This window comes from Huintestinicola sp., from assembly GCF_051882455.1.
In the GTDB taxonomy this organism is placed as follows: Bacteria; Bacillota; Clostridia; order Oscillospirales; family Ruminococcaceae; genus Huintestinicola.
In genome coordinates this window covers 83,482-100,814 of sequence record NZ_JBJERV010000034.1, presented here as the reverse complement: position 1 = coordinate 100,814, position 17,333 = coordinate 83,482, and the positions used below count along the sequence as shown (strand labels likewise).

The 17,333-nt window shown below is 49.2% G+C and carries 17 protein-coding genes and 1 pseudogene; 16 read left to right on the top strand and 2 right to left on the bottom strand.

Annotation, left to right across the window (positions count from 1 at the left end; all coding sequences use genetic code 11):
- A pseudogene (gene tuf / locus ACI4J0_RS05340) lies at window positions 1-233 on the top strand (elongation factor Tu); the annotation flags it as partial.
- 127 nt (window positions 234-360) lie between these two features.
- On the opposite strand, the gene ACI4J0_RS05335 reads toward tuf, so the two are convergent.
- Window positions 361-531, bottom strand: coding sequence for a DUF362 domain-containing protein (locus ACI4J0_RS05335; RefSeq protein ID WP_439764778.1), 171 nt, complete (start codon window positions 529-531; stop codon window positions 361-363).
- 505 nt (window positions 532-1,036) lie between these two features.
- Between ACI4J0_RS05335 and purE the strand changes: the two genes are divergently transcribed.
- The 14 genes from purE to ACI4J0_RS05265 all read left to right on the top strand — a co-directional run bounded on the left by purE (window position 1,037) and on the right by ACI4J0_RS05265 (window position 14,393).
- Entirely contained in the window at window positions 1,037-1,531 is a 495-nt protein-coding gene (purE, locus tag ACI4J0_RS05330; protein ID WP_439764777.1) for a 5-(carboxyamino)imidazole ribonucleotide mutase, read from the top strand.
- A gap of 43 nt (window positions 1,532-1,574) precedes the next feature.
- On the top strand, window positions 1,575-2,291 hold the full coding sequence (gene purC / locus ACI4J0_RS05325; RefSeq protein WP_439764776.1) for a phosphoribosylaminoimidazolesuccinocarboxamide synthase: 717 nt from the start codon (window positions 1,575-1,577) through the stop codon (window positions 2,289-2,291).
- Between the two features lie 4 nt (window positions 2,292-2,295).
- A complete protein-coding gene (locus ACI4J0_RS05320) occupies window positions 2,296-3,717 on the top strand; it encodes an amidophosphoribosyltransferase (RefSeq protein ID WP_439764775.1) in 1,422 nt (473 codons plus the stop codon).
- Window positions 3,718-3,723: 6 nt separating this feature from the next.
- Window positions 3,724-5,151, top strand: coding sequence for an amidophosphoribosyltransferase (gene purF, locus ACI4J0_RS05315; RefSeq protein WP_439764774.1), 1,428 nt, complete (start codon window positions 3,724-3,726; stop codon window positions 5,149-5,151).
- A gap of 68 nt (window positions 5,152-5,219) precedes the next feature.
- Window positions 5,220-6,254 (top strand): phosphoribosylformylglycinamidine cyclo-ligase, encoded by a 1,035-nt coding sequence (gene purM / locus ACI4J0_RS05310; protein ID WP_439764773.1) that lies wholly within the window; start codon window positions 5,220-5,222, stop codon window positions 6,252-6,254.
- A gap of 68 nt (window positions 6,255-6,322) precedes the next feature.
- The gene (locus tag ACI4J0_RS05305) at window positions 6,323-6,685 is read left to right on the top strand and encodes a hypothetical protein (protein WP_439764772.1); all 363 of its coding nucleotides are present in this window, start codon (window positions 6,323-6,325) and stop codon (window positions 6,683-6,685) included.
- A 14-nt stretch (window positions 6,686-6,699) separates the two neighbouring features.
- Window positions 6,700-7,326, top strand: a complete 627-nt coding sequence (purN, locus tag ACI4J0_RS05300) for a phosphoribosylglycinamide formyltransferase (protein WP_439764771.1) — start codon at window positions 6,700-6,702, stop codon at window positions 7,324-7,326.
- A gap of 57 nt (window positions 7,327-7,383) precedes the next feature.
- Window positions 7,384-8,109 (top strand): IMP cyclohydrolase, encoded by a 726-nt coding sequence (locus tag ACI4J0_RS05295; RefSeq protein ID WP_439764770.1) that lies wholly within the window; start codon window positions 7,384-7,386, stop codon window positions 8,107-8,109.
- A gap of 24 nt (window positions 8,110-8,133) precedes the next feature.
- Complete coding sequence (locus ACI4J0_RS05290) at window positions 8,134-9,312, top strand: phosphoribosylaminoimidazolecarboxamide formyltransferase (RefSeq protein WP_439764769.1); 1,179 nt, start codon at window positions 8,134-8,136, stop codon at window positions 9,310-9,312.
- A 60-nt stretch (window positions 9,313-9,372) separates the two neighbouring features.
- Window positions 9,373-9,624 (top strand): hypothetical protein, encoded by a 252-nt coding sequence (locus ACI4J0_RS05285; RefSeq protein WP_439764768.1) that lies wholly within the window; start codon window positions 9,373-9,375, stop codon window positions 9,622-9,624.
- Window positions 9,625-9,647: 23 nt separating this feature from the next.
- Window positions 9,648-10,928: a phosphoribosylamine--glycine ligase gene (purD, locus tag ACI4J0_RS05280; protein ID WP_439764767.1), complete on the top strand. Its 1,281-nt coding sequence runs from the start codon at window positions 9,648-9,650 to the stop codon at window positions 10,926-10,928.
- Window positions 10,929-11,324: 396 nt separating this feature from the next.
- Entirely contained in the window at window positions 11,325-11,738 is a 414-nt protein-coding gene (locus ACI4J0_RS05275) for a PH domain-containing protein (protein ID WP_439764766.1), read from the top strand.
- Complete coding sequence (locus ACI4J0_RS05270; RefSeq protein WP_439764765.1) at window positions 11,731-12,795, top strand: FkbM family methyltransferase; 1,065 nt, start codon at window positions 11,731-11,733, stop codon at window positions 12,793-12,795. The genes ACI4J0_RS05275 and ACI4J0_RS05270 overlap by 8 nt, the downstream gene beginning before the upstream one ends.
- 314 nt (window positions 12,796-13,109) lie before the next feature.
- Window positions 13,110-14,393 carry an aminotransferase gene (locus ACI4J0_RS05265; protein WP_439764779.1) on the top strand — a complete coding sequence of 428 codons (1,284 nt, stop codon included), beginning with the start codon at window positions 13,110-13,112 and terminating at the stop codon, window positions 14,391-14,393.
- Window positions 14,394-14,467: 74 nt separating this feature from the next.
- Here the strand turns inward: ACI4J0_RS05265 and ACI4J0_RS05260 are convergent, their stop codons facing one another.
- Entirely contained in the window at window positions 14,468-15,466 is a 999-nt protein-coding gene (locus tag ACI4J0_RS05260) for a 2-hydroxyacid dehydrogenase (protein ID WP_439764764.1), read from the bottom strand.
- A gap of 254 nt (window positions 15,467-15,720) precedes the next feature.
- Here ACI4J0_RS05260 and ACI4J0_RS05255 point away from each other — a divergent pair, with 254 nt between their 5' ends.
- Complete coding sequence (locus ACI4J0_RS05255; protein WP_439764763.1) at window positions 15,721-17,328, top strand: hypothetical protein; 1,608 nt, start codon at window positions 15,721-15,723, stop codon at window positions 17,326-17,328.
- Window positions 17,329-17,333: the final 5 nt, after the last annotated feature.

Below are 17,333 nucleotides of genomic sequence, written 5' to 3'. Positions count from 1 at the left end.
GACGTCATACTCCTTTCTTCAACAACTACAGACCTCAGTTCTATTTCAGAACAACAGACGTTACCGGCGTTATCGAGCTTCCTGCTGATAAGGAAATGTGCATGCCCGGTGATAACGTTGAGATCAAGGTTGAGCTTATCACTCCTATCGCTATTGAGGAAGGTCTCCGCTTCGCTATCCGTGAGGGCGGCCGTACAGTAGGATCAGGCGTTGTTACTAAGGTTAACGAATAATCTTACGATATAACACAAATAAAGCCTTTCCCTTCGGGGAGAGGCTTTTTTGTGATTTGTGATTTTTGCCAAAAAAAACAGAGCCTTCGGAAAGCCGAAAGCTCTGAAAATCTGCTGTAAGCTATGATCATTCAGCCTGGGGTGCGCCAACGGGGCATACGCCTTCGCAGGAACCGCAGTCAATGCAGGTAGCAGCGTCGATAACGTACTTGCCGTCGCCCTCGGAAATTGCTCCTACAGGGCACTCGCCTGCGCATGCGCCGCAGCTGATGCAGTCATCGGAAATTTTGTAAGCCATAGTATGTACCTCCTTAAAATTGTACGGAAAGCTCCGCACTCTATACTTCTATTTTATCATAAAATCAGAAAAAAGCAAGAGGTAATTTATATTTTTTTATTATGCAGAGATTAACGGAATTTCCATCAATGCTTTATGCCGTATGATACAGCCGTATCATAATATTACATAGATTTTGTAAAATTTTTAAATTCCAAAAATATTTTGCCCTAAAGGCTTGCATTTTACTTTCAAATCAGTTACAATATATATGTATCAGTGTGCCCCATCGGGCGGTATGCCATTTTGGGCACAGGAAACTTGTGGAGGAATTTCCGTTATGCAAAGCTTCTTATATCTGACCTGCAGAAAAATGTCGGGATATATGAGCGGCGGTTCTCAGAGCCTGCTTCTGAGAGCTATGGGATTTCTGCACTCTTTTTTAACTGTATAGCTTTACAAACAACAATAACTGTGGTCAGACTGCCGCAGTTTTATTTGTTTTTGGCTGAAAGGATTGATGTAGTTGAAAAAAGTTGCTGTAATAATGGGTTCTGACAGCGATTTCCCCATTGTAAAGGACTGTATCGCCGAGCTGAAAAAATACGGCGTGCCTGTTGAGGCTAAGGTAATGTCCGCTCACCGCACCCCCGAGCTGGCATCCGAGTTTGCTTCAAAGGCTAAGGCTGAGGGCTTCGGCGTTATCATTTGCGCCGCAGGAATGGCGGCTCATCTGGCAGGCGTTATCGCAGGTCACACCACTCTGCCCGTTATCGGTATCCCCATAAGATCGTCCTTTGACGGACTTGACGCTCTCCTTGCCACAGTTCAGATGCCCTCGGGCATTCCCGTTGCCACCGTTGCGGTAAACGGAGCAAAGAATGCGGCAGTTCTTGCCATTCAGATGCTGGCTCTCTCCGACGACGCCCTTTCCGAAAAGCTTGAAAAGGCTAAGCAGGATATGATAGACGGCGTTGTGGCTAAGAACGAGAAGCTTCAGAAAATGGTGGACGAGCTGTAAGAGTAAAATATAAAACTTGTAAATATACAGGAGGATAAATACTATGGAAAACATCATCAAAGGCGAGCAGCTTTACGAGGGCAAGGCTAAAAAGGTCTTTGCCACAAATAATCCCGACTATGTTATCGTTGACTACAAGGACGACGCTACCGCTTTCAACGGCGAGAAGAAGGGAACTATCCGCGGCAAGGGCGTTATCAACAACAAGATGACAAACTTTATGTTTAAGCTCCTTGAGAAGGAGGGTATCCCTACCCATCTCGTTGAGGAGATAAGCGACAGAGAGACTATCGTTAAGAAGGTCGAGATCGTTCCTCTGGAGGTAATTGTGAGAAACGTTGCAGCAGGCAGCTTCTCAAAGAAGCTGGGCATTGCAGAGGGCACTCCCTTAAAGCAGCCTACACTTGAATTTTCCTACAAGAATGACGATCTGGGCGACCCCTTCATCAACAGCTACTATGCTCTGGGTCTCGGTCTTGCCACTCAGGAGGAGATAGACACCATTTCCAAGTATGCATTTGCTGTTAACGCATTTATGCTCAAGTTCTTCAAGGAGCACAATATCGACCTTATCGACTTCAAGATCGAGTTCGGAAGATTTCACGGTCAGATACTCCTGGCAGACGAGATATCCCCCGACACCTGCCGTTTCTGGGACAGCACCACTCACGAGAAGCTTGACAAGGACCGTTTCCGCAGAGATATGGGCGGCGTAGAGGAAGCTTATCAGGAAATGATGAAGCGTATCCTGGGAGAATAAGTCCATGGGCGGCTTTTTCGGAGCAGCATCAAAGAATGACTGCATAAGCGACGTCTTTTTCGGAGTTGACTACCACTCCCATTTAGGCACCCGCCGCGGCGGTATGACTGCCTATTCCCCCGAGAGAGGCTTTCAGCGCAGTATCCACAGCATTGAAAACTCTCCCTTCAGGACCAAGTTTGAAAACGACATTGCTGCGATGGAGGGCAAGCTCTGCATCGGCTGCATAAGCGATACAGACCCCCAGCCTATCCTGCTGCGCTCCAAAATGGGCTTTTACGCAGTATGCAATATCGGTATCATAAACAACGCCGAGGAACTGAGAAACGAGATACTGAGCGACTGCTCCGCAAGCCTTGAGGCAATGAGCAGCGGCAAGGTAAATTCCAGCTCCATCATCGGCTCACTTATCGCACAGAAGGATAATTTCGCTGACGGTATCAGATATATGCAGGAGAAGATAGACGGCACCGTTTCCCTGCTTATCCTTACCGAGGACGGCATTATCGCCGCAAGAGACAACAAGGGCAGGCTGCCTATCATAATCGGCAGACGCGATGACGGCTACTGCTGCTCCTTTGAGTCCTTTGCGTTCCAGAAGCTGGGATATGAGACCTACCGCGAGCTGCTGCCCGGTGAGATAGTTAAGATCACCGCCGACAGCGTTGAAGTCCTTGCCGAGGGTCACACGGATATGAAGATATGCACCTTCCTGTGGACATATTACGGCTATCCCAACTCCGTTTATGAGGGCGTTACGGTTGAGACCATGCGTACCAGAAACGGCGAGATAATGGCGGAGACGGACATCAAGAACGGCGCTCTCCCCGATGTTGACTATGTATGCGGCGTTCCCGACTCGGGAATTCCCCACGCTATCGGTTATTCAAACCGCAGCGGAATACCCTTTGCAAGACCCTTTATCAAATACACCCCCACCTGGCCCAGAAGCTTTATGCCCCAAAATCAGGCAATAAGGAACCAGGTGGCAAAAATGAAGCTTATCCCCGTTCACGAACTGATCGAGGGCAAAAAGCTGCTCTTTGTTGACGACAGTATTGTACGCGGTACACAGATGAGAGAGACCGTTGAGTTCCTTTACGCAAACGGCGCCAAGGAGGTCCATATGAGATCCGCCTGTCCTCCCATTATGTACGGCTGCAAGTATCTTAACTTCTCGAGAAGCACATCAGAGCTTGACCTCATTGCACGCAAAATAATCGACGAGCTTGAGGGCGCCGAGGGCGTCAAATATATCGAGGAGTACAGCGATAGCTCAACAGAGCGGGGAAAGAAGCTCAGAGACGAGATCTGCCGCAGACTGAAGCTCACATCACTTGAGTTCCAGTCTCTGGAGGGAACCGTCCGTGCAGTAGGGCTGCCTGCCGACAAGCTGTGCAGCTATTGCTGGAACGGAAAGGATTGATAATCAGTGTTTAACGGTATCCACGAAGAATGCGGAGTATTCGGCATATACAGCCCCGACGACACAAGCGTTGCCATGCAGACATATATGGGTCTCTACGCTCTCCAGCACAGAGGTCAGGAGTCCTGCGGCATTGTAGTGAACGATTCGGGCGTGTTCACATACCGCAAGGACTTAGGACTTGTTCACGAGGTTTTCGATAAGGACAGGCTTGAGGCTCTCGGAGAGGGTAATATCGCCATCGGTCATGTGCGTTATTCCACCACGGGAAATTCCAACCGCTCCAATGCCCAGCCCCTTGTTGTCCGCCACGTAAAGGGTCCCCTTGCGATCGCTCATAACGGAAATCTCACCAATGCTTACGAGCTGAGAACGGAATATGAGCTTAAAGGCGCAATATTTCACAGCACAAACGATACCGAAGTAATTTCCTATGCAATAACCGAGCAGCGCCTTGTATGCTCCTCCATTGAGGAAGCGGTGGAAAAGGCTATGGAGAAGATAAAGGGAGCATATTCCCTTGTGGTAATGTCCCCTCAGAAGCTCATCGCCGCAAGAGACCCCATAGGCTTCAAGCCTCTCTCCATCGGCAGGCTTGGCAGCTCCTACGTTGTTGCTTCGGAGACCTGCGCATTTGACAGCATCGGCGCAGAGTTCTACAGAGATGTCCGCCCCGGCGAGATAGTAATTATCGACGAGAACGGACTTCGCTCCATTGATACACATATCAGCCCCAAGCCCCATATGTGCGTTTTCGAGTATGTATACTTTGCCCGTCCCGATTCGGTGATAGAGGGCTCAAGCGTTCATATGGCAAGGCTCAAGGCGGGTGAATACCTCTGGAAGGAGCACCCGGTTGACGCAGACGTTGTAATAGGCGTTCCCGACAGCGGACTTGACGCGGCGCTGGGCTTCTCCAACGCTTCGGGCATTCCCTACGGAGTGGGATTTATCAAAAACCGCTATGTGGGAAGGACATTTATCCAGCCCAGCCAGACCGAGCGCACCAATTCGGTGAAGATAAAGCTCAATGTGGTAAGGGAGACCGTTAAGGGCAAGAGGGTCGTTCTTATAGATGACAGCATCGTTAGAGGAACCACCTCAAGGCGCATTGTAAACCTTATCCGCGAGGCAGGCGCAAAGGAGATACACGTTCGTATTTCCTGCCCTCCCTTTACAAACCCCTGCTATTTCGGCACGGATATCGACAGCAAGGAGAACCTTATCGCCTGCCGTATGTCCATTCCCGAGATATGCAAGGAAATTGGCGCGGATACACTGGGATATCTGAGCGTTGAAGCCGTAAACAGCCTTACGGGAAATGATAACTGCAAGTTCTGCGACGGCTGCTTTACGGGAAATTATCCTGCTCCCGTTCCAAAGGAGATACCCAAGGATAAGTTTGAATTCAAGATCAAGAAATCATCAAAGTAATATAACCCCGAGAGAAATTTCTCTGCCGTCTTAATGCAGAGCAATACTCTCAGAAAGGCGGCAAAATAATGAAAAGTTTTTCCGAAAGCTACAAGGAAGCAGGCGTTGACGTAACCGCCGGCTACAAGGCAGTTGAGCTTATGAAGGCTCATGTTGCCAGAACAATGACAAAGGGCGTTATGTCGGGCATCGGCGGCTTCGGCGGACTCTTCGAGCTTGACGTTACAGGCATAAGCAAGCCCGTTCTCGTTTCGGGAACAGACGGCGTAGGCACCAAGATCAAGATAGCATTCCTCCTCGACAGGCACGACACAGTTGGAATCGACTGCGTTGCAATGTGCGTGAACGATGTTATCTGCTGCGGCGCAAAGCCTCAGTTTTTCTTAGATTACATCGCCTGCGGAAAGAATTTCCCCGAGAAGATAGCTCAGATAGTTTCGGGCGTAGCAGAAGGCTGCGTTCAGGCTGAGTGCGCCCTCATCGGCGGCGAGACCGCAGAGCACCCCGGTCTTATGCCCGAGGACGAGTATGACCTTGCAGGCTTTACTGTAGGCGTTGTTGACAAGGACAAGATACTCGACCCCACAACTCAGAAGGCGGGAGACGTAATGATCGCCATCAAGTCCAGCGGCGTTCACTCCAACGGCTTCTCCCTGGTAAGAAAGGTGTTCTCCGTTACCGAGCAGAACCTGGCAAGACATCAGTCCGACCTGGGAACAACTCTCGGTGACTGTCTCCTTACCCCCACAAAGATCTACGTAAAGGCAGTTATGAGCCTTCTTGACGCCGTTAATGTAAAATCCATCAGCCATATCACAGGCGGCGGCTTCTATGAGAACATTCCCCGTTCTCTCCCCGCAGGTCTCTCCGCAAAGATCGAGAGAAACGCAGTACAGGTGCTGCCCATCTTCGACCTTATCGCAAAAACGGGCAAGATACCCGAGAGAGATATGTTCAATACATTCAATATGGGCGTCGGAATGGCTGTTGTTGTTGACAAGAATGACGCTGACAAGGCAATAAGCGCTATCAGGGCGGCAGGCGAGGAAGCCTATGTAATGGGCGAGCTTGTCGAAAGCGACGAGGGCGTTATCATCTGCTGATAAATATGCCGATATGCGGCTGTGGCAATAGCTTACAGCCGCATTTGATTAAATCAAAGGTGAGCAAAATGAGTAATTCAAACCTTAAAAAAGCTGTAGCGGCAGGCTCAATAGCCCTTGTGTGGTCAATATGCTCGCTTAATCTCCCGGGGATAATCGCCGCCATAATAAGCTGGATAATATACGGCAAGCCGAAAAAGAACGGCGCAAAGGCGGCAGGTGTATTTTATGTGATATCCTTCATAGGCAGCATAATATTTGTGCTGCTTCTGATGATTGCGCTAGTCGGAAACAGAATGGCAGGGCTTATAAACGGCATGGCAATTTTTTCCCTGTTCGGAGACGCTCTCTATATCGCAGCCGCAGTATTCAGCTTCAAAGCAGCGGGAGAGATAAACGACTCCTCAAATGATAACGGATTTTTTGATTAAGGACGGTCAAGGATATGAAAAATATAGTCGTACTTGTATCGGGCGGCGGAACCAATCTCCAGGCGCTTATCGACGCCGAGAAAAGAGGAGAGATAAAGGGCGGAAGGATAACCTGCGTCATCTCCTCCAAGGAGGGCGCTTATGCACTTGAGAGAGCTGCTCAGAACGGCATCAAGGGCATAGTTCTCCCACGAAAGGACTACGCCGACAGTCACGAATACAGCAAGGCAATGCTTGAAACGCTCAAGGCGGAGAATGCGGATATCATAGTCTATGCAGGCTTTATGACCATTCTCGATGAGCAGGTGTGCAGAGCGTACCCATACAAAATGGTGAACGTCCACCCCGCACTTATCCCATCATTCTGCGGAAAGGGCTACTATGGGCTTAAAGTCCATGAGGAGGCTCTTGCAAGGGGCGTAAAGGTAACGGGTGCCACCGTTCATTTCGTTACCGAGGTCTGCGACGGAGGTCCCATAATCCTACAGAAGGCGGTGGAAGTGCAAAACGGCGATACCCCCGAAATGCTCCAGCGCAGGGTAATGGAGCAGGCAGAGTGGAAGATACTTCCCAAGGCAGTTTCCCTGCTCTGCGAAGATAAGATACGCATAGAAAACGGCGTTGCATATGCCGAAGAATGAAAGGAATGTTTGAAAATCAAGGATTTTCAAAATGCTCACGAAAGGACGATCATAAAAATGAAAACATTATCTCTCGAAAACGAGCTTAAAACAAACGCATACCCCGGAAGAGGAATTGTTATCGGCAGATCAGCCGACGGAAAGACCGCAGTTACCGCTTATTTCATTATGGGCAGAAGCGTTAATTCCCGAAACCGCGTGTTCACCGAAACAGAGGACGGCATCAAGACCGAAGCCGCAGACCCCTCCAAGCTTTCCGACCCCCATCTTATCATCTACTCTCCCGTAAGAGTGCTGGGAAATAAGACTATCGTGACAAACGGCGACCAGACCGATACCATTTACGAGCTTATGGACAAGCAGCAGACCTTTGAGCAGTCCCTCAGGACCCGTGAATACGAGGACGACGCCCCCAACTACACCCCCAGAATTTCCGGCATTATGCATATCGGAAACGGGGAGTATAATTATGCGATGTCTATCCTCAAGTCCGCAGACGGCAACCCCGACTGCCGCGAGAGATTTACATTCAGCTACTCCTCTCCTTTAAACGGCGTGGGTCATTTTATCCACACCTATATGGGCGACGGAAACCCTCTCCCCAGCTTTGAGGGCGAGCCTAAGAAGGTGGAGATCGGCAATGACAGCATTGACGAGTTTGCTTCCAAGGTATGGAACGCTCTCAACGAGGATAACAAGGTATCCCTTTTCGTAAGATACATCGACATTGCTACAGGAAAATACGAGTCAAGAATAATCAACAAGTACGCCAAGAGCGAATAATTTTTCAGTATGGAGGATAAAAAAATGTCAAACGAAATGCAGTTAAAATACGGTTGCAACCCCAATCAGAAGCCCTCAAGAATATTTATCGAGGGCAAGGATCTGCCTATCGAGGTATTAAACGGCAAGCCCGGCTATATAAACCTGCTGGACGCATTCAACGGCTGGCAGCTGGTACGTGAGCTTAAAAAGGCAACGGGACTTTGCGCAGCGGCCTCCTTCAAGCACGTTTCCCCCGCAGGCGCAGCAGTAGGCGAGCCTCTTTCCGATACACTCAAGAAAATTTACTGGGTAGACGACCTGGGCGAGCTTTCACCCCTTGCCTGCGCATATGCAAGAGCAAGAGGCGCTGACAGAATGTCCTCCTACGGCGACTTTATCGCCCTTTCCGATGTATGCGACGTATGCACCGCAAAGATGATACAGAGAGAGGTTTCCGACGGCGTTATCGCTCCCGGCTATACCGACGAGGCTCTTGAAATTCTCAAGTCCAAGAGAAAGGGTACCTACAATATCATCAAAATTGACGAAAGCTACGTTCCCGAGCCTATTGAGCGCAAGCAGGTGTTCGGCATTACCTTCGAGCAGGGCAGAAACGAGCTTGATATCAACAATGCTCTTCTTGAGAATATCGTTACCGACAACAAGACTATCCCCGAGGATAAGAAGAGAGACCTGCTCATCTCCCTCATTACCCTTAAATACACCCAGTCCAACTCCGTCTGCTACGTAAAGGACGGTCAGGCTATCGGCATCGGCGCAGGACAGCAGTCCCGTATCCACTGCACACGTCTTGCAGGACAGAAGGCTGACAACTGGTGGCTCAGACAGAACCCCAAGGTAATGGCTCTGCCCTTCAAGGACGATGTAAGACGTGCCGACCGCGACAATGCGATCGACGTGTATATCGGCGACGAGTACGAGGACGTGCTGAGAGAGGGCGAGTGGCAGAAGGTGTTCACCGAGAAGCCCGAAGTCCTCACCCGCGAGGAGAAGAAGGAATGGCTTGCTAAGAACACAGGCGTGGCTCTGGGCTCCGACGCATTCTTCCCCTTCGGCGACAATATCGAAAGAGCGCATAAATCGGGCGTAGAGTATATCGCTCAGCCCGGCGGCTCTATCCGTGACGACAACGTTATCGAGACCTGCAACAAGTACAATATTGCTATGGCATTCACAGGCATCAGACTTTTCCATCACTGATATTTTCGGGAATGAGGATATGTACTATCCCCGTTCCCGTTTTAAAAAAGGACTGATACCATGGACAATTTCAAGGCAGAGGACTCTGTAAAAACAGCGGCAATGATCTCTCAGATAATACTTATCCTCTGGGCATTGCTTCTCCTGCTTTCAAGCCTGTTTCAGAAAAGCATTCTCACAGAGCTGACGGGAGGATATCTGCCCTTTCCGCTCAAATGTGGTAAGTCTCCTCTCATACCTGCTGTACGCAGCAGCGGTAATAACAATAGCCGCATCAGCGGTATATGCATACGCAAAGGATCCCAGGAATAAATCATCCGAAAGGACTTGAGAATATGAAAATATTAGTAGTAGGCGGCGGCGGACGCGAGCACGCCATCATTATGAAGCTTGCAGAGTCACCCAAGGTGGAAAAGCTCTACTGCACCCCCGGAAACGGCGGAATTTCCCGCTATGCGGAGTGCTTTGACGTAAAGGCAACGGATATAGAGGGAGTTGTGGCGCTTGCAAAGAAGCTGGGCGTTGATATGGTAGCCGTAGCCCCCGACGATCCCCTTGTAATGGGCATGGTTGACGCACTGAATGCCGAGGGCATAATGACCTTCGGACCAAATAAGGCTGCCGCAATAATCGAGGGCAGCAAGGTGTTCTCCAAGGAGCTTATGAAGAAATACAATATCCCCACCGCCTTTTACGAGGTGTTCTCTGACAGCGAGTCGGCAATTGCATATCTTAAAAAGCAGAACAGCTATCCCGCTGTTATCAAGGCTGACGGTCTGGCTCTGGGAAAGGGCGTTATAATCGCACAGAACGAGGAGGAAGCCGTTGAAGCGGTCAAGTCTATGATAGACGGCAGACAGTTCGGCGACAGCAGCGCAACTGTTGTTATCGAGGAATTTTTAACGGGTCCCGAGGTGTCGGTGCTGTCCTTTACCGACGGAAAGACCATCATTCCCATGATATCCTCAATGGACCATAAGCGCGCTTATGATAACGACGAGGGACTTAACACAGGCGGCATGGGCACTGTTGCTCCCAATCCCTACTACACCGAGGAAGTGGCAAAGGAGTGCATGGAGAAGATATTCCTGCCCACAATGAACGCTATGAACGCCGAGGGCAGGACCTTCAAGGGCTGCCTCTATTTCGGACTTATGATAACCCCCAAGGGCCCCAAGGTAATAGAATATAACTGCCGCTTCGGCGACCCCGAAACACAGGTAGTGCTCCCCCTCCTTGACGGCGACCTCTGCGAGATCTTCGAGGCAATTTACAACGGCACACTTGCCGATGTTGATATCAAGTGGAAGAAGGAGTATTGTACCTGCGTTGTAATGGCATCGGGCGGCTATCCTCAGTCATATCCCAAGGGACTTGAGATGAGCGGCATGGACGATAAGGGACAGGTGGACGGCGCATTTGTCTACCATGCGGGAACAAAGTTCGAAAACGGTAAGTTCTACACTAACGGCGGACGTGTTATCGGCGTGACCGCAACGGGAGATACACTTCCCGAGGCGCTTGAGAGGTCTTATAAGGCTGTGGAGAAGATTTCTTTTGAGAATGCCCATTATCGCCATGATATCGGTAAGAGAGCTTTGGCAGCATTAAAATAATAGCATCGCAAAACTAACGGCTACCAAAAGGTAAAAGTTTCGCTCAAGCCTTTTCAAAGGTGGCGGGGGTCGAGGGGGCAGAGCCCCTCGTCGCCCTCCGCAATGATAAACAGAGTTTATCTGCGAAATCCCTTTTACGAAGGAGCTCCGCAAGGGGTGAACCCCAAAACAGTCCGGTGGACTGTTTTTCAAGAGGGGATTGGTCTTGTAAACAAGCCCCGCCCTGCGATAGAGGGCGGTCTTGGAACAAGACACATTCCCCATCCCCGGGATTGTTAAGGGTCGCAACCCTTAACACAATGCGCCCCAAGGCGCATTGCTGCGGGTTCGAGAGCAGTAACAATTCCCCATATATTATTATAGCACAAATAATTTTCAAAGAAAGGAAAACCTCCTATGAAAGCCGACTTTGACTATATCTGGACAGACAAGAAGCGGACTATCTTCGGACTGCCCATTTCCTTTACAAGATATTTCCTGACAGAGAAGAAATTCATCACCCGAAAGGGCTTTCTGAATATCGAGGAGGACGAGTTTGATCTGTACCGCGTAAACGATAAAAAGCTTGTCCTGCCCTTTGGTCAGAGACTTTTCGGCTGCGGCACCGTAATAATAAACGTGAAGGACGTTGATACGCCCATGAAAGAGGTAAAGTCAGTAAAAGAGCCGAGAAAATTTCTGCAGCTCCTTGACGAGCAGGTGGAAAAACAGCGTGACGCCTACAGTATCAGGGGCAGAGATATGATATCGGGCGGACGTCCTCACCACGACTTTGACCGATTCCCCGATGAGGACGATAACGATGCTTGATTTCATCACCGAAAAGGAAAATTCCTGGGACTTTCTCAAAAATACCGACCTGCCCGTTTTCATCTACGGAATGGGTGACGGGGCGGAGAAAATTCTCAGAGTTTTCGATGTATACGGCATAACCGCCGCAGGCTTTTTCGCCAGTGACGAGTTCGTCAGGGGTCATTATTTCAAGGGACACCTTGTCCATACCCTTTCCCAGATAGAAGATCTCATAGACGATTTTATAATCGTCCTTGCCTTCGGAGCGGGATATGAAAGCCTCTATCGCCGCATTTCGGAAATGGCAAAGCGGCATACACTCCTTGCCCCCGACGTTCCCGTTGTGGGCGAGGGGCTTTTTACCTATGAATACTGCATGGAAAATGCCGAAAAAATTCAGAAGGTTTACGATATCCTTGCGGACGACTTCTCAAAGCAGACCTTTGCAGATATCATTAATTTCAGAATAAGCGGAAAGATAGAATATCTTCACCGCTGCACCGCCGAAAAATCGGAGATATGGCAGAGCATTATCCTTCTCACCCACTCCGAGCGTTATATTGATATGGGCGCATACAACGGCGATACGGTCATTGAGATGAATGAGCTTACAAAGGGACAATATGAGCATATCTATGCCGTTGAACCCGATACACGGAATTTCCGCAAGCTTACGAAAAATACCGAGGGAATGGAAAACATCACCCTTGTGAATGCAGCTGCATGGAATGAAAATACCGAGCTGACCTTTTCCGACCGTTCGGGGCGAAATTCCAAGCTCACAGACGGAAGCGGCGTGAAGCTGAAAACCGTCCGCGGAGCAACGGGTGACAGCCTTTGCCCCAATGCCACCCTTATAAAAATGGACGTGGAGGGAGCGGAAGCTGAGGCGCTCGAGGGCTGCGAATGCTCACTTAAATCGGGAAGCAGGCTTATCTGCGCCCTTTATCACCGAAACGGGGACATTTTCGAGCTGCCCCTCAAGGTACACGAGATAAATCCCGAATTAAAGCTGTATATGAGACATCTTATGTACATTCCCGCATGGGAGACTAATCTGTATTGTGCGCTATGATGTATAATACGTGTGTTATGGTTTGATGTAAATTGTAAATTGACCGATTACAGCTCTATTATGTCTGTCCGTCATACAAGGACAATTGTGTATAAAGTGAAAACAATTTGACGGACTTTTTTAAAACGCTTGCAAAAGTCCGTCGAATGATATATTATATAATAAGGAAAAAATGCAGGAACAACCGAACCTGCAGCGAAAGATTTGAAAGGGAGAATGTTTGAAAATCAGAGATTTTCAAACCGAGTTTTGTTTTTCGGACTTCGTCCGAAATTTCCTTACGGAAACCACAAAACTCTCACGAAAGGAGTTTTATTATGTCATTAAAGGATATGAACAAGGCTCAGCTTGAAGCCTTCAGAGACGAGTGCAAAAAGGAATACGAGGCTTTCAAGGCTCAGGGCTTAAAGCTCGATATGTCCAGAGGAAAGCCCTGCGCAGAGCAGCTTGAGCTCAGTATGCCCATGCTCGACGTTTTAAACAGCAAGTCATGCCTTACCGACGCTGACGGCGTTGATGTTCGCAACTACGGCTTCCTTACAGGCATTTCCGAAGCTAAGAAGCTCTTTGCCGATCTTCTGGGCGTGACTCCCGCAAACATTATCGTTGGCGGCAACTCCAGCCTTACCCTTATGTACGATTCCGTTGCAAGAGCAATGCAGTTCGGCGTTTACGGCAGCAAGAAGCCCTGGGGCAAGTGCGATAAGGTCAAATTTTTATGCCCCGTTCCCGGCTATGACCGCCACTTCTCCATCACCGAGACCTTCGGCGTTGAGATGATAAACGTTCCCATGACCCCCGCAGGCCCCGATATGGATATGGTTGAGAAGCTGGTTTCTTCCGACCCCGAGATCAAGGGCATCTGGTGCGTTCCCATGTACTCAAACCCCGACGGCTACACCTATTCCGATGAGACCGTTAAGCGCTTTGCCGCATTAAAGCCCGCCGCAGAGGATTTCCGTATCTTCTGGGACAACGCATACTGCATACACCACCTCAAGGACGACCACGACAGCATTCTCAACATCTTTGACGAGGCTAAGAAGTGCGGCAATGAGGATATGATATTCGAGTTTGCCTCCACCTCAAAGATAACCTTCCCCGGCGCAGGCGTTGCGGTAATGGCTGCCTCCGAGAACAACATCGCTCAGATAACAAAGCTTCTGGGTATGCAGAACATCAGCTACGACAAGGTAAATCAGCTCCGTCACGTCCGTTATTTCAAGGACGCAGAGGGTCTGAAGGCATATATGGAAAAGCACAAGGCTATCCTTGCGCCCAAGTTCGATATGGTGATCAAGATGCTTTCCGAGAAGCTGGGTGACCTTGATATCCTCAGCTGGAACGTTCCCAAGGGCGGCTACTTCATTTCCGTAAACACACTGAGCGGCTGCGCAAAGGAAGTCGCAAGGCTCTGCAAGGAGGGCGGCGTTGTCCTCACAGGCGCAGGAGCTACCTTCCCCTACAAGAAGGACCCCGAGGACAGAAATATCCGTCTCTCGCCTTCCTATCCTCCCGTTGAGGACCTCCGCAAGGCAATGGAGCTTTTCTGCATCTGCGTAAAGCTTGCCTCCGCCGAGAAGCTGCTTGCAGAATAATTTCATACACATAGATCAACAGGTATGCTGCAAAGGGGAGCCCCCTTGCGGCATACCTGTTTTATACTATACTATTACATTCCGTAAACGACCTCGTTTGTAAACTTCTCTGTCCCCGAGAAAAACTCCTCCGCATTGGACAGCGTCACCTGCGCAATGGCGTTCAGAGCCTCTTCGGTGAGAAAAGCCTGATGGGAGGTTATTATCACATTTGGCATCGAGATAAGCAGGGAAAGGGTCTCGTCGTCGATAATGTCCCCCGAGCGGTCCTCGTAGAAAACATCGGTCTCCTCCTCGTAAACGTCAAGTCCCGCGGCGGCAATGCGCTTTTCACGCAGTGCCCTGAGAAGCGCCTCGCTGTCGATAAGCTTGCCTCTGGAGGTGTTCACGATATAAGCAGTGCTTTTCATTTTCCGCAGGCTGTCCTCGTCAATTATATAACGGGTGTTCTTTGTAAGGGGACAATGGAGGGAAATGATATCGCTCTCGGAGAAAAGCCTGTCCTTGTCCGTGTATTCAAAGCCCTTTTCCGCAGCGGCTTTTTCATTGGGGAACGGGTCATATGCCAGCACACTCATACCGAAGCCCTTGCAGATGTCGATAAAAACCTGACCTATCTTTCCCGTACCGATGACCCCCGCGGTCTTGCCGTGAAGGTCGAAGCCTGTGAGACCGTTTATGCTGAAATTGTAGTCTCTTGTACGCAGATAGGACTTGTGAATTTTGCGGTTAAGGAGGAGTATCAGCGCCATAGCGTGCTCTGCCACCGCATAGGGGGAATAGGCGGGGACTCGCAGGATAGTGAGCTTTCCCGAAGCGTATTTCAGGTCGATGTTGTTATAGCCCGCACAGCGCATGAGCAGCAGCTTCACGCCTCTTTTTACCAGCTCTTCGATGACCCTGCTGTCAAGGCAGTCATTCACAAATGCGCATACAGCCCTGCACCCGTCGGCAAGTGCGGCGGTCTCGGGTGAAAGCTTGTCCTCGAAATAGTGGATATCAAAGCTTCTGTTTAATTTGTCAAAATGCTCCCTGTCATAGGGCTTTGTGTCAAAAAAAGCGATACGTTCCATATAAGCACAGCCTTTCGGATTTTTTATATAAATTTATATAAATATATTGTTGACCTGCAATTAACCGTTATTCAAGGCATAAATATCCATAATAACAATAAATTGTAACCAAATTGTAATAAATTTTGTCTAAAAAACTATTGGCAACAAAGAAAATATGTGATATAATGTATTTGGATTAGAATAAGTGCAGTATATCTGTACCTGTTTTTCTTAGCAAATCAACATATTATAAATGCAAAGGAGATTTTACAATGAGCAAGAAACTGACCAGGTCAATTGCCGCCGCTGCCGCAGCTCTCCTGATGGCAACACAGGCGATGGCATTCAGCGCTTCCGCAGTTCAGGATTATTATTACTATTACAACGGAATTTACTATTCCAGCCCTATGGACGCAGCAGCTGCAGCAGGAAATAACCCGTTTGCTTATGAGGCTGTTCCCTATGGAAAGATCCCCTCAAGCGCAGTGCTCAAGTATTATGACCCCGTTACCAAGAAATATTACGATACCAAGGATCAGGCTATAGCAGCAGGCGTTGCAAATCCCGTTGAGATCTATGTAGGCTCATATTATATCAACAACAACTATTACAACAACGGCACAGGCTACTACTGCTCTCTTACAGGCAAGTATTATGCTACCTATGCCGAGGCTCTCGCTGCAGCAGGCGGTCAGGCTAAGTATGTTACATATGTAGGACCCAATGCAACAGCAAACCTTTACTACAGCTCCTACACAGGTCTTTACTACAGCACCTATGCTGAAGCTCTTGCCGCTTCCAAGGGCGACGCTACAAAGGTTACATTCATGGGCGGCGACTACTGGTATGGCTATAACGGCTATGCTTACGGCTACTACTACAGCACCTACACAGGCAAGTATTACACCACCTATTCCGCAGCTCTTGCTGCTTCCAAGGGCATTACTTCCTATGTTATCCCCGTAGGATATCTTTATACACCCAATGCAGCTGCAGCAGGCTCCATCTACAAGTACTACTACAACGGAGTAGCATATCCTTCACTTGAGGCTGCTGTAAAGGCAGGCGGAACAGTAGGCGTTGATATCTACTATTCTCCCTACGGCAGCACAAGCACACAGGGCTACTATTACTATTACAACGGAACCTACTACGGCACCCTCGAGGCTGCACAGGCAGCAGGCGGAACAGCTCTGGGCGATGATATCACCTATGTTCCCTACAACTACTACGGCAATGCATATGCCAACTACTACGGCTACTACGGATACATCGATCCCTACTATGCTCTCCGCACCGATCTTCTGAACAAGAATAAGGTAACTACCTCCAACAAGGTAGCAGAGGACGGCGAGCCTTACATCTACGGCAACAAGAAGAAAGCAGGCTGGAGCACAGTTATCAAGTACATCAACGCAGCTTCCAAGGGCGATAACATCAAGGTAGATATGAACGGTGCCACCACTGTTTCCAAGGACGTTCTCAAGGCTCTCGACGGCAAGAATGTAAGCATCACCTGCGTTCTTGACAACGGAGTTAAGTGGACTATCAACGGCAAGGATGTTGATAAGGCACAGGATATGATCATCTACACCAAGTACAACATCGATTATATCCCCGAGAAGCTTGTTAACAAGGCTACAAAGAATGCTGTTGCCAAGGCTCAGATCGGTATTTCCAATGACTACACAAGCTTTGGTGCCGAGGCAAGCGTTACCGTAAGATTTTCCGAGAAGCGCGCAGGCTGCGTTGCAGTCGTATACCGCTACGATCCCAACTCCAACTCCCTCAAGGGCGTTGACAAGGCAAAGGTACTTTCTGACGGTTCCTGCACATTCACTGTAACAGCAGGCGGTCCTTACCTCATCGTTCTCAAGTAATTTCA